Origin of the sequence: Intestinibaculum porci (assembly GCF_003925875.1) — a bacterium.
Classification (GTDB): Bacteria; Bacillota_I; Bacilli_A; order Erysipelotrichales; family Coprobacillaceae; genus Intestinibaculum; species Intestinibaculum porci.
The window spans coordinates 2,989,488-3,008,146 of sequence record NZ_AP019309.1 but is presented as its reverse complement, the minus strand read 5'-3'; the positions used below and the strand labels follow the sequence as shown (position 1 = coordinate 3,008,146).

16 protein-coding genes are annotated in these 18,659 nt (G+C 38.1%); 8 read left to right on the top strand and 8 right to left on the bottom strand.

The features are described from left to right. Positions 1–22 precede the first annotated feature (22 nt). The 4 genes from arsB to SG0102_RS14335 all read left to right on the top strand — a co-directional run bounded on the left by arsB (position 23) and on the right by SG0102_RS14335 (position 3,969). A complete protein-coding gene (gene arsB, locus SG0102_RS14350) occupies positions 23–1,063 on the top strand; it encodes an ACR3 family arsenite efflux transporter (protein WP_125120570.1) in 1,041 nt (346 codons plus the stop codon). A gap of 28 nt (positions 1,064–1,091) precedes the next feature. Continuing rightward, positions 1,092–1,397 (top strand): nucleoside triphosphate pyrophosphohydrolase family protein, encoded by a 306-nt coding sequence (locus SG0102_RS14345; RefSeq protein ID WP_125120569.1) that lies wholly within the window; start codon positions 1,092–1,094, stop codon positions 1,395–1,397. Between the two features lie 128 nt (positions 1,398–1,525). Next, on the top strand, positions 1,526–3,295 hold the full coding sequence (locus SG0102_RS14340) for a 1-deoxy-D-xylulose-5-phosphate synthase (RefSeq protein WP_125120568.1): 1,770 nt from the start codon (positions 1,526–1,528) through the stop codon (positions 3,293–3,295). 380 nt (positions 3,296–3,675) lie between these two features. Beyond that, entirely contained in the window at positions 3,676–3,969 is a 294-nt protein-coding gene (locus SG0102_RS14335) for a DUF2442 domain-containing protein (RefSeq protein ID WP_125120567.1), read from the top strand. 115 nt (positions 3,970–4,084) lie between these two features. Here the strand turns inward: SG0102_RS14335 and SG0102_RS15505 are convergent, their stop codons facing one another. The 5 genes from SG0102_RS15505 to SG0102_RS14310 form a co-directional block, all read right to left on the bottom strand. Then, positions 4,085–4,291 carry a hypothetical protein gene (locus SG0102_RS15505; protein ID WP_179951176.1) on the bottom strand — a complete coding sequence of 69 codons (207 nt, stop codon included), beginning with the start codon at positions 4,289–4,291 and terminating at the stop codon, positions 4,085–4,087. 333 nt (positions 4,292–4,624) lie between these two features. Further along, positions 4,625–5,551, bottom strand: coding sequence for an Ig-like domain-containing protein (locus tag SG0102_RS14325; RefSeq protein WP_125120566.1), 927 nt, complete (start codon positions 5,549–5,551; stop codon positions 4,625–4,627). 139 nt (positions 5,552–5,690) lie between these two features. Beyond that, on the bottom strand, positions 5,691–6,617 hold the full coding sequence (locus SG0102_RS14320; RefSeq protein WP_125120565.1) for an Ig-like domain-containing protein: 927 nt from the start codon (positions 6,615–6,617) through the stop codon (positions 5,691–5,693). A 210-nt stretch (positions 6,618–6,827) separates the two neighbouring features. Then, positions 6,828–8,408, bottom strand: a complete 1,581-nt coding sequence (locus SG0102_RS14315; protein ID WP_125118089.1) for an IS66 family transposase — start codon at positions 8,406–8,408, stop codon at positions 6,828–6,830. Positions 8,409–8,422: 14 nt separating this feature from the next. Beyond that, positions 8,423–8,785: a hypothetical protein gene (locus SG0102_RS14310; protein ID WP_125118090.1), complete on the bottom strand. Its 363-nt coding sequence runs from the start codon at positions 8,783–8,785 to the stop codon at positions 8,423–8,425. Positions 8,786–9,362: 577 nt separating this feature from the next. Here SG0102_RS14310 and SG0102_RS14305 point away from each other — a divergent pair. Continuing rightward, entirely contained in the window at positions 9,363–11,828 is a 2,466-nt protein-coding gene (locus tag SG0102_RS14305) for a metallophosphoesterase (protein WP_125120564.1), read from the top strand. A gap of 80 nt (positions 11,829–11,908) precedes the next feature. Next, the gene (locus tag SG0102_RS14300; RefSeq protein ID WP_197715048.1) at positions 11,909–12,946 is read left to right on the top strand and encodes a YibE/F family protein; all 1,038 of its coding nucleotides are present in this window, start codon (positions 11,909–11,911) and stop codon (positions 12,944–12,946) included. Positions 12,947–13,028: 82 nt separating this feature from the next. Here SG0102_RS14300 and SG0102_RS14295 read toward each other — a convergent pair whose 3' ends face one another. After that, on the bottom strand, positions 13,029–13,715 hold the full coding sequence (locus SG0102_RS14295; RefSeq protein WP_125120562.1) for a hypothetical protein: 687 nt from the start codon (positions 13,713–13,715) through the stop codon (positions 13,029–13,031). A 259-nt stretch (positions 13,716–13,974) separates the two neighbouring features. Here SG0102_RS14295 and SG0102_RS15435 point away from each other — a divergent pair, with 259 nt between their 5' ends. Beyond that, positions 13,975–14,112 carry a hypothetical protein gene (locus SG0102_RS15435; protein WP_157983075.1) on the top strand — a complete coding sequence of 46 codons (138 nt, stop codon included), beginning with the start codon at positions 13,975–13,977 and terminating at the stop codon, positions 14,110–14,112. A gap of 23 nt (positions 14,113–14,135) precedes the next feature. Here SG0102_RS15435 and SG0102_RS14290 read toward each other — a convergent pair whose 3' ends face one another. Beyond that, positions 14,136–14,957 (bottom strand): alpha/beta hydrolase, encoded by an 822-nt coding sequence (locus SG0102_RS14290; RefSeq protein WP_125120561.1) that lies wholly within the window; start codon positions 14,955–14,957, stop codon positions 14,136–14,138. Between the two features lie 249 nt (positions 14,958–15,206). Then, entirely contained in the window at positions 15,207–15,977 is a 771-nt protein-coding gene (locus tag SG0102_RS14285; protein WP_125120560.1) for a substrate-binding periplasmic protein, read from the bottom strand. Between the two features lie 278 nt (positions 15,978–16,255). On the opposite strand from SG0102_RS14285, the gene SG0102_RS14280 reads away from it, so the two are divergent. After that, positions 16,256–18,556, top strand: a complete 2,301-nt coding sequence (locus tag SG0102_RS14280; protein ID WP_157983074.1) for a sigma-70 family RNA polymerase sigma factor — start codon at positions 16,256–16,258, stop codon at positions 18,554–18,556. Positions 18,557–18,659: the final 103 nt, after the last annotated feature.

The window sequence follows — 18,659 nt, the reverse complement described above, 5'->3', positions numbered from 1 at the left end:
ATAAATCTAAGGGAGTATTTGCATGAAATCGAACATCAGTTTTTTTCAGAAGTATTTGAGTCTTTGGGTGATCATCTGTATGATCCTCGGCGTTTTATTAGGTTTGTTTTTTCCGGCTTTTCCAGCTTTACTCAGTCATTTGGAAATCGCTCACTTGTCTATTCCTATGGCGATCTTGATCTGGATTATGATTTATCCGATGATGATGAAAGTGGACTTTAAAGCCGTGAAAGAAGTAGGCAAGAACCCCAAGGGGCTCATTGTCACATGGATCGTTAACTGGCTGATTAAGCCATTTACGATGTATGGCATCAGTTATCTCTTTATCTTTATTCTCTTTAAACAGTTCATTACTCCGCATTTAGCAACGCAGTATTTGGCCGGAGCGGTATTACTCGGTGCAGCCCCATGTACAGCGATGGTCTTTGTCTGGAGTTCCCTGACTCATGGGAATCCTGCCTATACAGTTGTTCAGGTCGCTACGAATGATTTGATTATCTTAGTCGCGTTTGTCCCTATCGTTAAATTCTTATTAGGGGTTTCCCATGTCAGTGTCCCTTATACAACACTTTTCCTCAGTGTTTTCTTATTTGTCGTGATCCCTTTAATCGGCGGAATTTTCACCCGTATGCATGTCATCTCAAAAAAAGGTGAAGACTATTTTGAAAATGTCTTTGTCCACAAATTTGATTCTGCCACAACGATTGGCTTATTACTGACCCTGATCTTTATCTTTGCCTCTCAGGCGCAGGTGATCGTCAGTCATCCTATGCATATCATCTACATTGCCATCCCATTAATCATTCAGACATTCTTTATTTTCTTTATTGGTTTTCTCGCTTCTTATTTACTTAAATTACCATTTGATATCGCGGCCCCAGCCGGTCTGATTGGTGCCTCTAATTTCTTCGAACTCGCCCTGGCTGTCGCCATCGCATTATTTGGCACCACTTCACCAGCCGCTTTAGCTACCACAGTAGGCGTGCTGACGGAAGTGCCTGTTATGTTAACCTTAGTTAAGATAACAAATCATTCAAAAAAGTATTTCGCCTCTTCAAAATAACCTATAAAATGTTCTTGAGGTGAAGACAATGGACTTAAAAGAACTTACAAAACGTTCCCATGATATTCGGGAACGTTACCACACATTAGAATTACAATATCATGGCTCAAAGTGGAGCACTGAAGAAGATGCGCTGGCCTTCTTAACGGATGCATCTTTAGTGGGACGTTTAACAATGGACCATGAAGGCCGCTGGCCAAGTGAAGAGGGGAACCTTTCTTCTAAAATTGGCGAGTGTGTCTGGTGGCTAGCCATTCTTGCTGATGAAATGGGTTTGAGTTTTGAAGAGTGTGTCACGAAGTTTATTGAAGACAAAGAAGAAGATTTACGATAGATCCAGCAGTATGCTGGATCTCTATTTGCCATAGAGAAAATGTATGTTAAGCCATTAAAGATAGGCATTAGACATAGTGCGAAATAGCAGTATAATCACTAGTGAATAAGGTAGAAAGGAAATATGTTATGAACAATTATCGCTATATAAAAACCATTAATGGACCTGAAGATGTCAAAAAACTCTCCCTTGATCAATTGAAGGATCTAGCTGACGAAATCAGAGAAGCCCTGTTTAACCGTTTAACCAAAATAGGTGGGCACTTTGGCCCTAACTTTGGCATGGTGGAAGCAGAGATCGCTTTACATTATGTTTTTTCTTCTCCAAAAGATAAATTTGTCTTTGATGTTTCCCATCAGAGTTATCCCCATAAAATATTAACTGGAAGAAGAAATGGCTATATCGATGATGCCCATTTTCAAGAAGATTCAGGGTATACCAACCCTGATGAAAGTGAACATGACTTCTTTAACGTGGGCCATACTTCAACATCAATCTCTTTAGCGACAGGACTAGCCAAAGCCCGCGACTTAAAAGGCGATCATGAAAATATTATTGCCATTATCGGCGACGGTTCTTTATCTGGCGGCGAAGCCTTAGAAGGACTCAATGTGGCTGGTTCAGAAATACAATCTAATCTTATTATTGTGGTCAATGATAATGAACAATCCATTGCGGAAGTTCATGGCGGTCTCTATAAAAGCTTAAAAGACTTAAGAGAATCTCATGGTACATCAGCTAACAATTTGTTTAAAGCCTTCGGCTTAGATTATATCTATGAAGAACGTGGCAACGATATTGCGGCACTGATCACTTTATTTAAAAAGGTTAAAGATATCGATCATCCAATCGTTGTCCATATTCATACATGCAAAGGAAAAGGCTATAAAATTGCGGAAGACAATAAGGAAGCCTGGCACTGGTGCTTGCCATTTGATCGCGCCACGGGCAAGCCAACGATCTCTTTTGGTGAAGGGGAAGACTATACCTCAATGACGACTGATTACATCTTGGACAAAGCACAAAGAGATCCAGACTTCTTAGTCATCACGCCAGCTATGCCTGGCAGCGTTGGGCTCAGCCCTGATCAGCGTGCACGTCTTGGCAAGCAGTATGTGGATGTAGGCATTGCGGAAGAACAGGCAGTGGCGATGGCTTCCGGCGCGGCGAAAAGAGGCGCTAAACCGCTGGTTGTCACCAATACAACGTTTATTCAAAGAGCCTATGATCAGATCTCTCATGATGTCTGTATCAACAATAATCCGGTGACAATTCTTTTGAACTATACATCTTTTGATGGCTTAACCGATGTGACACATCTGGGCATCTTCGGCCTGGCAGCTTATGCCAATGTCCCGAACCTGGTGGTTTTAGCTCCTACTTGCAAAGAAGAGTATCTGGCGATGTTAGAATGGTCCCTTGATCAGCAAGATCATCCGGTCATGATTCTCATTCCTGGGGATGAAGTGCACCATCGCCAAACCAATCTTAACTTTAGTCAGATCAATACATTCCAGGTCGAAGAAGCGGGAGAAAAAGTGGCCATTATTGCACTAGGTGATTTCTATGCCCGTGGCGAAGCCTTGAGTCAGGCGATCAAGAAAACCTATGGCTTTACACCAACACTGATCAATCCACGCTTTGCATCAGGTATTGATGAAGATCTATTAACCTCTCTCAAACAAAACCATCAGTTAGTGATCACCTTAGAAGATGGCATTTTAAGTGGTGGTTTTGGCGAGAAAGTGGCTTCATTTTATGGGCCAACAGATATGAAGGTCAAGAACTATGGCCTAGCCAAATCCTTCTATGATCGTTATGATCCAGAAGCGTTATTAAAAAAAGTCGGTATGACAACGCCACAGATTCTTGCAGATATCAAGAAATATTTACAGTAAATATTGAACGCGCACCAATTTTGCGCGTTCATCATCCTTTTATTGCAAAATGATATGTTTACGCTTACAATAAAGGTAAGGTATGGGATGAAAGGATGACTGATTATGAAGACGCCTCTTTTTGGTGTGATCTGTATTGTGGGACTGCTGTTAATGATCACTTTAACGTGGCTCGCTCTCCGTTTCTTTATGACAACGGCGTATTTTTCTTGAGCGACTGCCAATCATAGTATATAAAATGAAGAGCTTGCGATCTTCATTTTGTGCGATTGGCAGTTACAATCGCGTATTATTAATTAGTGCTTTAGCCAAGGCAGCCCCAAAGGCAGGACTCGGTGAACATTTTGAAAAAATTCCGCCTATGAATTGAGGTGATTTTAATGTATATTCTGAATGATATTTGCTATGCTGGAGAAATGCAGGACGGTATCAAGGTTACAGAAGCAAAGCCCTTGCGCGGCAGTATGTTGCTTGTGACATTTTCCACAGGGGAAAAGAGGTTGTTCGATACCACTAGGTTGCAAGGCTCCGCTTTTGCGCCGCTTGCGGATGAAAAGATTTTTATGAACCCGGTTTTGTTTCACGGCGTGATTACATGGAACAACGGGGAAATTGATATTGCGCCGGAAACGGTTTATCGGGATAGCTATGCTTATGAGAGTATGGCGATATAGTCTGCGATAAATCGGGATTTGTGGAGATGCAGAGATGAAGAAATATGCGATGCTGATCATAATGCTGGTTTTGTTTGAAACAATCGCAATTACCTTATGACTGACAAAGGGCAATCTATTCAATTTCAGCTACATTGGCCTGTCCATTTCTCTGGGCATCTTTCTGTTTATCAAAAAATACAGGCACTCCAGGCGCATTGTTCAACTGCTTGTCGGTCTGTATATGCTTGTCTATCTTGGATTGATCTGTAACGAAAACATGCAGATCGAGGAATTCTGATATTATCTGTTCACAGGCGTGTATGAGGCTGCAACCATCCATTATGCTGTGGCAAAAATATTCGGCCCGCTGATATTTGGACGAGGGTGGTGCGGATATGCCTGTTGGACGGTGTAATGCGTCACTTTATCGTGTTATATTTTAAAATAATAACGCACATTATATTGAGTTGATCAGGTCCGATTCTCTGAACAATTTAGCCAAATTAAACACCCCCAGCAACGCTGTTAGCAGCAGGAGCTGGGGTTTTTCCGTTAAAAGTTATATTTATTCAAGTTAGAGAGTAACCGGTTTAAAATTACAAATCAAGCTTATATAGATTTTAAATTATCATAATTTAGTAATTATGGATATTTAATCTAACGCTTATTTTTGTTAGGCCATATTTTCTAGAACAAGGTGATAGCTGCCTTCCGGCAGAGATGCAGAAATGATATTTCTGGTGGTAAAGCTTTCTCCCGCAGCCACATTGTCACTATAGAAGATACCTGATTTGACCACGACATTCTGGGCATTATACAGCTTATAGCCTATTCTGCACATCTGATTAGCAATCGTAGTTGTCATCGTTTTTGTTCCTGAGATCGTCATATACAGTGAGAACGTATTGCTGTAAGCATAATAGCTTTTCTCAAAAGTGATCGCGTTGACCTGACACTGATTAGAGAGGGAGCCATCAAAGCTGTTATAAGAACTGATCGTTTGTGGCAAAGCATCGATTGTGACATTAAGGGCATGAACTGTGATGGTCATCTTGGCCGTCGTCTTCTTATAGGAAGCGGTGATCGTCGCACGACCAGCAGCTAAAGCCTTAGCCGAACCTGTTTTATTGATTGTGACCACCTTCGGATTAGAAGAGCGATATTTCACTTGGGAACGATTCAGTTTGGTGGCATAGATATACAAATGGTTCGCCAGATCAAGACGATCACCAACGCCAGCATGGACCGCTTTATAGGAGTCGTAGAAATATATTTTTGTTGCTGTAACAGCTTTTTTAACCGTGATTTTCGCTTTGTATTTCTTTTTGGCGGCGGTGATCGTTACCGTTGAGGTTCCCGCTTTTAAGCCTTTCACCTTCCATTGATTCTTTTTGATCTTTTTAATACTGATCACTTTCTTATTGGAAAGTGATGCTTTTCCATTGGCATTGGTGAAAAGTAAACGCAAAGTAAAACTTTCTCCTTGGGCAATCGTGTACTTTTTCGTGGATAGGGCATTTTTGGCTTGCAGCGGTGGACTGACCATCAGTAACAGGCACAAAGACAGGATTAGACTCAAAACAATTTTTGATTTCTTCATAATGATCCCTTTTTCATGTTTTGAAAATCATAATTGATTGTAGCACTCACCTGGTTAGCCTGTCGTTTCTATATCATCAATGCAACAATAATTTAAAAAAGATTTCCTGGGCAAGGAAATCTTTTTAAGTGCATAGGTATTAATAATCTTCTAAGACGAGGTGATACTGACCTTCTGATAATTTCGCCGTAATGATTTGTTTTGTCGTAAAGGTTTCGCCATTATTTACCGAATCCGTATAAAATAATCCGGACTTAACAACGACATTATTTTGATCATACAGTTTCCATCCTACCTTACAAGGTTTTGACGCAATCTCCGTGGCGAATGTTTTTGTCCCTGTTAATACCATATAGAGGGAAAAGCTATTATCGTAGTCATAATAAGTCTTTTCAAAAGAGACATTGGTGATTTGACATTGATTGATCAAAGACTGATCAAAGCTATTGTAGTTACTAATCGTCACCGGCAGCGCATTGGCTGTGACAGTCAATTCATGGATAGTAATGGTCATTTTCGCTTTTTTCTTTTTGTAGCTGACGGTGATTGTGGCTTTACCAGCTTTTAAGGCTTTGGCCGTGCCGTTTTTAGTGATTGAGACAATACTCTTATTAGAAGATTTGTATTTCAATTGGGTACTCTTCGCTTTAGGCGCATAGAAGTATAACTTACGGCTGACATCTAAGCTGTCCCCAACAGCCATATTCACTTGTTTGTAGTTATCAAAGAAATAAAGATAAGTAGGGGCGGCTTTTGGCTTCTTAACGACAAAGTACACCTTTTGTTTTTTACCGGCAAAGCTGACAGTAACGGTTGATTTCCCAGCTTTTAAAGCCGTTGTCTTCCACTGATTACGTTTGATCTTCTTGATCTTAAGAACTTTCTTATGAGAAGTGGTCGCTTTCCCTGTTAAGCTGGTATGCTTGAGTCTTAAATAATACGTATCCCCAACAGTCAGATACTTTGTTTTACCCGCGACACTCTCTTCTGCGTAAGCTGGAGAGGTCATCGTGAAAAGCATGCATAGGGATAATAAAACAGTCAATAATACTTTAAAATGCTTCATAAAATTCGTTACTATTCACGGTTAGATATAGTTGATATATAAAGTTGTACCTAAAAAGAGCACGGAACGGTGCCCGTGATACGGCCTTGTTTTAATTGTAGTAAAGAGGTATGTAAAATGTATACACAGCGAAATGAAGCATGATGTTAAATCTGATTTCAGGTAATGGCTATGATACCTTATTCCACCATTATAACGGTTTGTCGATTCTCAGGAGAGATCTTCCCCTGAGAATATTTCTTTTACCGTTATTGGATCACCTTCATAAAGTCGTATCATTGCATAGATCTCATTTATTCCGTTTTTCCTGCAGGTTTCTATATACGTTTTGGCATCTGCGTAATACTGAGCGTTTTGAATATTTTGGAACTGTCCTGATGATCGCATATGGCTTTTTACGACTCTAAGTCCGCGTTCTGCGCAATTATTGGTTGTCGGAAGAGTGAAATCATTTACCCAAGCAAAGTAATTATCATAATAATCACGTATACGCTTAATTAGCGTCTTCTCGGATCTTCCAAAGTATGCATCATAATCTTTTTTGTTTCTCTTTTCCGCTCGGTTGAGTATATCATTAACTTTTTTGTTAAAGTTTTCAATAAATTCATCACTAAAGCGAGTCTCTCCCTTGTTTATGGCTTCTTTGCGTTTGTGGATGGTATCGGAAATAAGATCTTTCAGTTCCATAAGCTCATCATGTTTTGTATCAATAGCGATTTTTTTGAGGTCACGCTGAAGGTGCTGATTGCATTCAAGGTTGCCAAACTTGAATTTAGCGTTATAGTTCACTTTATTGTGATCATGCATCGTTTTTTGCTCTTCAGTGAGTAGTGTTAGGACTTTGTCTTCTTCAATCCCTTCAAGATCTTTCTTCTCATGAGCCGTATAATATGAGAGTGTTTCATCTCCGTAAAAGCGCAGGCAGCCTTTCTTTGTATTAATATTGATAACAGTGTCATCCCAATATACGAGAGTTCTTTGGAGCATTAGATTCTTTAAAACTATACGGAACTCAGATAACTTTTTTGATGCAATCATAGGAAGTTTTGCAAGGTAGCCTTCTGACGGACTTATTTCTCCGTTTGTGATCCCCTCAAAAAAGGTTTTAACCTTGTTAATAGGAACATTGCAGGTATTCATTAGCGATAAGCCAACGGCCTGTACTGCCGTCCCATAGTGACAGGCTGATCTTTCATTAGGCTTCAGGCCAAGAAAAAATGTAGTCCCGCAGCTTCCGCATTTGTATTGATAGAAAACCTTTTTGAGGTTTATAGGCTTGATGCTAATAGTTTTCTCATATACAGCTTTAGTTTTGCCGGTGAAAACAAGTTCATGAGAACCACATTTCGGACACTCAGTTGCATCATCTGCCACATATTCAATTTCTTCGTCAATATCATCAGGAATACCGAGTTCACTTTTAGAATGTCCTGGCTGACCTCCAATTTTTCTGTCAGTAGGCTCTCTGGAATTGATGCTTGAGTTATATTTTGCTTTTCCTATAGGAGTAGACGCAGTAGGAATACCAACGGTAGTTGAGTCATGATTGCTTATGGCATTAAGATATTCAATCTTGTCTTTCAGTCTGTTAATTTCATCATTAAGATTTCTAATCATTTCATCTTTTTCAAGACAAAGCTGCTTTAATTTTGCGATTCTGTTATCCCTGTATTCAAGCTTCTGTTTTTTGGATTTCAGTTCTTCATTACAATCGTAAAGTCTTGTTTTAAGGTCACCAATCTTTTTGCATGCTTTATCATATTTTACTGATAGTGTTCCTAAAGAATCCATTGATTTACTCCTTGTTAATCATCATTATTAAGAATTGATTCAATTCTATTGATCTTGCTGGTAAGCTTTCTATTAGCCGCCTTAAGCTGTTTGATCTCATCATCTCTGCTTGCAATAATTTTTTGCATATCCTCAACCATCTTTTTATAGGTTCTTCTGCCGCTTGCTTTTTCTTCATTTTCAGCTGTATTTTTATCAGGATTAGGCTTTCTCCCTCGCTTTTTGCTTGAAGGAATAATTTCTCCAGTTTCCTCGTCTACAACGCCAAGGTATTTGCGTTTTGCTCTAGGCTGTTTGAGCTCAGGATTCCAAACTGAAACAGATTCATAAGCATATTTCTTGCCAGTTTTCTTGTTTGTCACATAAACAATTGCCATCTTTTCTCACCCCCTTGTTACTATATACAGTATATCATATAACTAGCTTAAAATAAATAGTAATTTACATATAATTTAAATTTATTAGAGACTATGTTTGCTGAAATTATCAAGAAAAAGAGAATACTTTTTTGGTTGTCAGGAATAAGACACTTGAATTGTTAATACATGACTATAAATCACTTTAAAAGTTATAATAAAAGGGTATCCCATATATGGATATACCCCTAAATAAAGACATTATTCAATTTTTAATCTTTCAGCACTGTGAATAGTAACTAAAATTCCTCCTTCGATATCAAAAGTATAGCATGAAGAAAACGCTATCACAATTCCGAAAACATAATTATTTCATTTCCTTACAGCTTTGGTTTATCCTTTGTAAAAAAACGGTTAATCTTCCGTAAGTATTTTGTATATCATAATGATGAAAACAGCCTCTGATCCTTTTAAATGCACTAAATATGCTCTATTTATCATAAAAAATGAAATCTTACATAAGATTAACATGCTATGGGAGCTGTCTTAAGAAAGCTTTTGATAAGATGTAGGCGTACTAAGAAGGGAATGATAATGAATGAATAGTACGAAGAAAAAGATTATGGCTTTCTCATTAGTGACTGCGATTTGCGGCAGCGCGATGTCATTAAGTTTTGCCTCGCCTGCACCTGATGGGAAGACGGATGCATCGGCTTTTGCGAAAACAACCAATACGGATGCGGCATGGACAAGTTTTCAGAAGAAATGGAGTTCGATCAAAAGTGACTGGACGCAGATTTCACTGGCCCCAGGCAAAACACCATCCACCCTGAATTTTGCCTGGTATACCAAGACAGGGTTTAAGCCTTACCTAAAAATTGGTGTTGGCGAAGCGATGGCCAATGCGAAAACCTATAAGGCTGCGCAGACGGAGGTCAAAGACGAAACAGATCAGGATGGTCAGACATATAATGCCAATAAAGTAACGGCCCATGGTCTAAAAGAAGGAACAACTTACTACTATACGTATCAGAAAGATGAGAATACCTGGTCAGAACCAGAAAAATATACGCCCGCAAATTCTCAGTCTTATAGCTTTGTTTATGTGGGTGATCCACAGATCGGTTCTTCAAATGAATTAAAAGGATCTGATTCAAAAGCATTCTATGACGCGCAGTCAAATGCCGTGATGAATGATGCCTATAACTGGAATTATACATTAAATCAGGCGAATAAAATGACAGACGGTCAGGCGGCTTTCATTTTATCTTCTGGTGACCAGATTCAGACGACCAAGAAGAAAGCTCCTGGCAAAAAAGCATCCATCAGTGAAATTGAATATACTGGTTTCTTAAGTGCTGATTGGCTTAAGAATATTCCTTTAGCTTCAACCGTAGGGAATCATGATGCTGATAACCCTAACTATACTTATCACTTTAATCCCGCTAATATGAGTACGTTGGGGACAAATAATGTGACGGGTGGAGACTATTACTTCACTTATGGTGATGTTCTTTATTTAGATCTGAATGCTCAGAACTCTAATGTGGCAGAGCATGAAACGTTTATCAAACAGGCGATTGCGAAGAATCCTTCCGCTAAATGGAAAATTGCTATCGTTCATCAGGATATCTACGGTTCAGCGGAACATTCTAATGAACCTGATATCACTAACTTAAGATATCAGCTCGTTCCTTATTTTGAAGAAAATGGTATTGATCTGGTATTAAGCGGTCATGACCATGCTTACTCACGTACCAAGATCTTAAAAGGTGGTCACTCTTCTGATGATTATGATCAGGACGACTTCAAAGATGAATTAGAAAAGGATCTTGATGCCGGTGATCAGCCAGCTACCCGTACAGTGGCTCCAGAAAATATCAAAGAAGACAGTACAGATCCTAAAGATCAGGCCTACTTAACTTACTTAAAGAGTGTCTTTGATGAAGATGCTATTCAGAATATTGATGCGAAAAGCGATACTGTGATCAATCCAGATGGGATTATGTACGTCACTGCTGGTTCATCATCAGGATCTAAATACTATGATTTAGTGCCAAGACAGCAGTCTTACATCGCCAACAGATGGCAGGAAGATGTGCCAACGTATTCAGTCATCAGCGTGAATGATGATGCTTTAACAATCAATACATACCGCAGTGATACCAATGAAAAGATCGATACATCGTTCACCATTTCCAAAGGTAAAGAAGACGTAGCACAGTTACAATCAACTATTGATAATGCGTCAAAAGAATTAACGGGTGATTATACGAAAGATTCTCTCGCACAATTACAGACGGCAATCGATCAGGCTAAGACGTTAGACACAAAGAAAAACTTAACAAAGACAGACTTTGCGAATGCCATTAAATCCGTTACAGATGCGAAAAATGCCTTAGTGAAAAATGTGCATGAAGCTCCTAAAACAGAGACATCTAAAGCTGAAACACCAAAGACAGAAACTCCAAAAACAGAGATAGAGTCTACAACAGCTCAGGCTTCAGCACAAACGACTCCAGCAGCTCAAAGCACAGCTCCAGCGACAGCACCTGCAGCTTCCGCAAAGGATAGTGCAAAAGTCAAATTATCAAAGGTCAAAGTATCTAAGATCAAAGCGAAAGTCTATACAGGAAAAGCTTTAAAACCAGCTGTTAAGCTGACTTATAAGAAAAAAGTATTGAAGCTGAATAAAGATTATAAAGTCACATATAAAAATAATAAGAATGTCGGTACGGCAACGATCACCATCAAAGGGATTGGCAAGTACACAGGCACGAAAAAAGTGACTTTCAAGATTACCCCTGCAAAAGCTGTTGTTTCTAAGGCAAGTAAGACAAAGACAGGTCTGGTGCTCAAGCTAAAAGCATTAAAACAGGTATCTGGTTATGTGATTACCTATTCTAGTGACAAAGCTATGAAAAAGAGTAAAAGTGTAACTACTAAGAAGACAAGTCTGACGATCAAGGCATCTGCGAAGACAACATACGTGAAGGTCAAAGCTTATAAACTTGTGAATGGGAAAAAGGTTTATGGGTCATCTTCAAGTGTGAAAGGTTATTAATGAAAGCACGTGTATTGAAGATAGGATGTCTCGCAATCGCGAGCATCCTTTTCATTATTTTAGCTTTTTCTTTTTCCCATGTGTCTATTACACCACTGATGAATAATCGTGGCCGCACCTATGAAAAAGCTGAAGTTGTGAAAGTGAACGCGCCTACGAGAGGTTATATTCGCGCCCGCGTGATTGCTGGAAAACATCTTGGACAGACCTTAACCGCTCGCAGTGTGGATTCCTATTTGTATGGCGCAAAGTGTCAGGTAGGCATGAAAGTGATCCTGATTGTCACCGCCTCATCGACAAATATTGAAGCTTCTGTCTATAGTGAAAACAGAGCGCCAGCCCTTTATGGTATGATTGCCTTATTTATTGGCATTGTGATTCTGATTGGCGGAAAGAAGGGATTCATTTCGATTGTGGCCCTGGTCTATACGTTGCTTTGTATTATCTTTATCTTTTTACCGATGATTTATGTGGGAGTTTCCCCAATTCTTGCCAGTATTCTGATTGTCGCAATGACAACCTTTGTGACGATGATTCTCATTGATGGTGTCAGTGCGAAGTCGCTATCCGCTATTGTTGGTACCATTCTCGGTGTTATTATGGCAGCACTCTATGCCTTGCTTTTCTCTTTAGTGACCCATATCAGTGGTTATAATGTCAGTGATATTGAAAATTTGATTTACGTAGGAGAAATGACGCATATCCAAATAGGACAGTTGCTTTTTGCTGGAATATTGATTGCGGCCTTAGGGGCCGTAATGGATGTAGGGATGTCTATTGCCTCATTCTTAGATGAACTCAAACATAAGTCCCCGGAGATTACACAAAAAGAATTATTCAAAAGCGGTATGCATGTCGGAAAAGATATGATGGGCACAATGACCAATACTTTGATCTTAGCATTTGTCGGTGGTTCTATTAATACATTAGTCTTTATGTATGCTTATCATTACCCTTATTTACAATTAATTAATATGTATTCCCTCGGTATTGAAATTATGCAGGGGTTATCCTCTAGTTTAGGGGTTATTTTGGCCGTTCCGGCAACATCCCTTGTTGCATCATTCCTTTTAACACATAAATACCAGTTGTCCATATCTTGCAATAGAAAGAGATAATATAGATAATCATAAATATTGACCGAGGCTTATTGATCAAAAAGGTATTTGAGTATACGTAAAAATAGGACTCACGTCCTATTTACATGTTATAGGCTAAGCCTTTAAATTCTTCAGGGTGGATTCCGTGGATACGATCATAGGCAAAGCAAAGAGTAGAAATATAGCCTTGATATTTATCATTGAATCTTTTGCGATGGTTATAAACTAAATCAATGTTCTCTTTTGTTTTGGTGAAGGTTAATAAGTAATCGGTGAGAAGCGTAATATTATTCAGGGTGATAACACGTCCGATATAAATCTCTTTAGAGGCATCAAACATGCCTAAGCGAGCATCCGTCAGATAGAAATGCTGGTGAGAAAGTAAATTCATACATTGCACCTTGCCGGTCGCATTATTACGACTGATAATCGTAAAAGGAATCAGGCGGCTGCGTAATAAGGCTTTAAGCACTTTTTGGACTTGCACATCCTCACTGCTTTTTAGCAGTGTTTCGCCAAAGCCAGGATGATCTTTGACCATGGTTTGAAAGGTCATATCATAATAGAAGAGATTATCCATGTGATGATGACGATCAAGGGTGAGACCCTTGATTTCTTTGATTTGTAAATCATTAAAGAGTTCATTGATATTGATATTCTGTGCGTCAATCTGATGATGACAATCATCGAGAACTTCTTTTAAAAGTGCTTCTGTTTTCATGTACTGTTGGTAGTGTTCTGACTGTTCAAGTATTCTCTGTCTCATTTCTGCATAAAGAACATCCATAATTTCATACCTCCACATTTTGAAATTCCTTAACTGCCTTAATCATAGCACGATTTTTTGAGATGTTAAGGGAATAAATAGAAAAAATAAAGAAACTTTGAAATTAAACGTTTACATTTTGATGTATTCTTAATCTATCTATTTCTTTTTAATGAAATTTTCATAATTCGATAAAATGACATTTATAATTTCTAAGCTTTTTTATTGCTTTCTGGAAGGAGTTGTCTATAATGAAGACGGAATTAAGGAGGCCATTTCGATGGGAGAATTTGTATTCATTGATCCATATCAGACATTTTCAGAAAAGGACTTATCTTACAAAGTAGAAAAGGCAAAAGAGCAGACTGAAAAAGAAGACAAAAAAGATAATAATGATCATAAGTCTGCAAAGCAGTAGGGGAATCCTCTACTGCTTTTTTACTATTTGACATTGCCGCTGCTGACATCATTGACGTGATCATCAAGCGGCAGCCAGTCTAAGACTTTTTGAATGTAAGTATTCCAGAAGTCCCATTCATGAGCCCCAGGTCCTTCGCTATATGTGATATCGGCGTGGTGCTCTTTTAAGAACTGGTAAAATTCACGATTCGCCGGCAATAAGGCATCTTCTGTGCCAACACAGAGATAGAAGTGCGGTAAATGGTCCTGGTGTTTTAAAACCAGGGCATGATAATCTTGATCACTGCCAATAATATGAGAGACATCTTCAAAGATGGTATCATAGTAGGCTTTCACATTGGGCGAGTGAATCAGCGGTTTGATGACATTAGCCCAGTTATCAATCAATAAAGCACTAGATAACCCAGCCACATAACCAAAGGTTTCATGATATTTGATGCCGTTGACAATAGCTCCGTAACCACCCATTGATAAACCAGCAATAAAGGTATCTTCTTTCTGATGAGAAAGAGGGAAGCTTTGTCTGGTCATTTCAACCAGTTCTTTTCCAACAAACTCTCCATAAAACTTTTGCGTGATCTTATTGTCAACATAAAACATGTTTTCACCGCTAGGCATAACAACACAGAGATTATGATCATTAGCCCATCTTTTAATATTAGTGTTGTACATCCAGTCATTATGATCACCAAAGATCCCATGTAAGAGATACAGTGTCTTAAATGGTGTCTTGTAGTGATATGTCTTGGTATCCATATCCAAGTGGTCGATTGGTAAAATCACATTCACATCGACCGTACGCATCAGACTCTTAGAAAAATAATTCATTTGTATAACAGCCATAATATTGCTCCTTTCCTGACCTGATATAGTCAATTATAAGAGATCGGTGAGGGAAAGTACATTGTCCCTTAGCAGGAATACGCACATTTCATGTGCGTAACAGTTTTCTTTAGCAGGGTTATCCACCATCATGGTGACTATCCGGATAATAAAATAGATTTATCCACAATGATGGTGGAAAACATTTTGTAATGAATAGTTATCCACTAAAATGGTGGAAAAGAAAAAAGCTCCCGCAGGAGCTTTGCGTTATAAGGCTTTTAACCCATATTTATCAGTTAATGTCTTATAATCTTTAGACGCTATGAACTTCTTTAAAGCTTTATTCATAATACCAATCATCTTCGTGTTACCCTGTTTAGCCACGATGTAGTTCTTTTCATCAAGTAATGACTGACTTAAGATCTTGAAGTTCTGGGCTTTTGCATATTTCTTAGCGACAGCTAAGTCACAGATAATGGCATCAAACTGTTTAGCTTTTAAAGCTGGGAAGTTTTCCTGGGCATTAGAGACAGAAGAAACAGTCGCACCTTTGACTTTCTTCGCAGCGACTTCTCCAGTCGAACCAGACTGCGCAGCTAACTTCTTACCTTCTAAATCTTTAATAGATTTAATCTTAGAGTCTTTGTTAATGACGGCGACCTGAGCCGTAGCGGTATAAGGGACAGACCATGAAACTTTTCTCTTTTTGTTGTAACTGAAACCAGAAATACCGACATCAGCCTGACCAGCCTGTAACTGGTTAATGATGTTATCAAATGACATCTGGTTATACTTGAATTTATATTTCGTAGTAGCGGTATTTAAGTATGATGGGAACAGTTTAACCATATCCGCATCAAAACCAACGATATTACCTTTTTTATCAAGTGATTCATAAGGTGCGTAGTCTGGTGCGATCGCAACGGTAATTGTGGTCGTTTTAGCGGAAGCTTTTGACTTATTACCAGAAGATGATCCACAGCCAGCCATTGATAAAGCTAAGGCACCTACAATACCAGATTTTACAATTCTATTCATTAAAATTCCCCCTTAAAAGTAAATCTACTTAGATTGTACTCTTTTCTATAAATTTATCAATAATAAATTATCATGGTGATAAATACTTAAGATATATATTAGAGGATAATATTCATCTATTACTATAAATACTTTGACAATGGCGATGAATATAAGGTGATTGATATGTATATTGCATATAATATGAGAAATAAGAAAAATTCTATAGCTAGGATTTTCATCTCAATGATGGTTATTTATGATAAAATGTAACCGATAACAGTTATGGGTGAATGATTATGGAACAGGAACAAATTTTAAATAAGGCGTTGCCATATGTGGCTGATGACCGTATGAATCATATGAGTTTTGAATTATTGTTTGGAAACTATAACATCAGTGAAAAAAATGAAATCATTCAGATTCTCGCTGATCATCAAATTTACATAACCAAACAAATGACCGCTGCTCAGAATACAAGTTTTGAGAAAACAGTCATGGCATTAGTACAGCCATTCTTATATAAGAATAAGTTAACGGATCAGAATTATCTCAAGATCTTTGGTCATATTACAGGCAATAAACAGGCTGAAGTTTTAAGTATCATCGGTAAAAATGGCATTATCATTGAGTGTATTGGAGATCAATATGAATCCCTTAAAACATATTTTACATCAATAAAAGAAGAACTTTTACATGCCCACGTGGCAGTGGCATATTATGAATCAAAGATTGATCACTATTATCGGGTGAGTCACAATAAGGTAGAAATGTATGAAATCTTACAGCTTCTTCGTAAGGATAAACGTCTCAGTCATGAAGACATGAAACATATTCGCAACTTTGTCATTAATCATCATATTGTTGATCAGTATGATGCACAGTTAAAAAGTGATGAAGCAATCAGTTTAAAAGAATATTTAAAGAACTATTACACCCTCACAAATAGTACCCTTTCACTTAAGGGACTATTAAAGAAAATATCACGTTATCTCAAAAGTGCCATTGAAAAGGATGTTATTCTTATTTATGCGCATGATCATGGTATTATTAAGGATGATATCAAATGGTTACGCCATGATAAGGCTAATGGTGATAACTACTATATTGCCGTAAGGATTAATCAATTAAGAAATGCCGTTAAACGTAATCAGCCCATGCCTACACAAGACGAATATTTTGATCGGCTTTTAGCTGATGATCATATCAGTGACGATGCTATTGATATGATTATGGCTTATGTGAAAGAATACCAGCTTTTAAAAGATGATCTATCAGACATGCGTCATCAAGTTGTAGATACATACAGTCAAGTTAAGGAAGCTTATAAGATCTCACAGCTCATTTATAAAGATGCAATTCCTGCCTCTCAGCGTTCTCTATCTGGTTTATTGAAGATGCTTGATGAAACATCACTTAATCAATATTATCGTGGTAATATTATCTTTAGTGCGAATCAGATTCATATGATTGAACCATTATATTTCCCAGAACATTGTAAAAACGAAGATATTTATACGATTGCCAAACAGGTTCAGGCATATGCTGATAAGCAGAAGATTAACTTAGAAGATGTCGTTAGAAAAGATCTTAGAAATAATGCCCGGTTAAGCGAAGTTGTGATTCGAGCAATTATTAAAAATCTAAAAAGTCGCCATTTAATCGAAGATGTAACTGAGAATGGTCAAACGGATTTAGATGAAGAGAAACTTGAAGATTTCCTGCTTGACGATTTTACAGATTTATTGAATCAGAATGAAGAAAATGATTCAATGTCCATTATTTTTGCCAATCCCAACATCACAGAATCGAACGAAGTCTTATGTATAGAGATTCAAAAAGGCAATAAACAGGCGGAAGCGGATTTATGTGAGAAAAACAAAGCTCTTGTATATTCGTGTGCTTTAAAGTATCAGTATTTCCTCAACAATAACTTAGAAATTGCTGATTTGTTTATTGTCGGAGTTGAAGGAATGCTTAAAGCTGCTTATAAGTTTGACATCACGAAAGGGTGTCGATTTACTACATATGCCACCTGGTGGATCAGACAATCGATGTTGCGGATGATCTGTGATGAAGGCTTTTTAATTCGTATTCCCGTGCATACGATGGAAAAAATAGTCAAAATGATCACACTTGAAAGAAATGTGGAAGTAGCGGGGATGAACGAAAAAGAAGCACGACAATACATTTGTCAGGAAATGGGAATCGACAATGAAAAACTGGATGAGCTCCTTGATTTACGTACAAACGTTTTACACATAAATTCGACTGATGCTTTTATTTCTGATAATCAGCAGATTTTATTAGGAGATACGTTAGCGGATGAAAAGAATGATATCGAAAAACAAATTTATAATAATCAGTTAACGGAAGCTCTTGATCAGTTGATTGGCACCTTGACCGAAAGAGAGGCTCAGATTATTATTTGTCGTTATGGTCTTCGTGGACATAAAGTAGAAACCCTTGAAGAAATTGGTGAAAGATATCATGTGACGAGAGAAAGAATTCGTCAAATTGAAATGAAGGCATTGGGTAAATTAAGCACGATCAAGGCGAAAAGGCAACTCATCGATTTTTATGAAGACTTTAAAGGGTAAAAGCGTAGTCCCCTCTGGACGAATAAAAAAACTCTGCGATATAGGCAGAGTCTTCTCTATATAAATAATGTCAGGCGGGAGGGAAGATATATGTATTTCATTT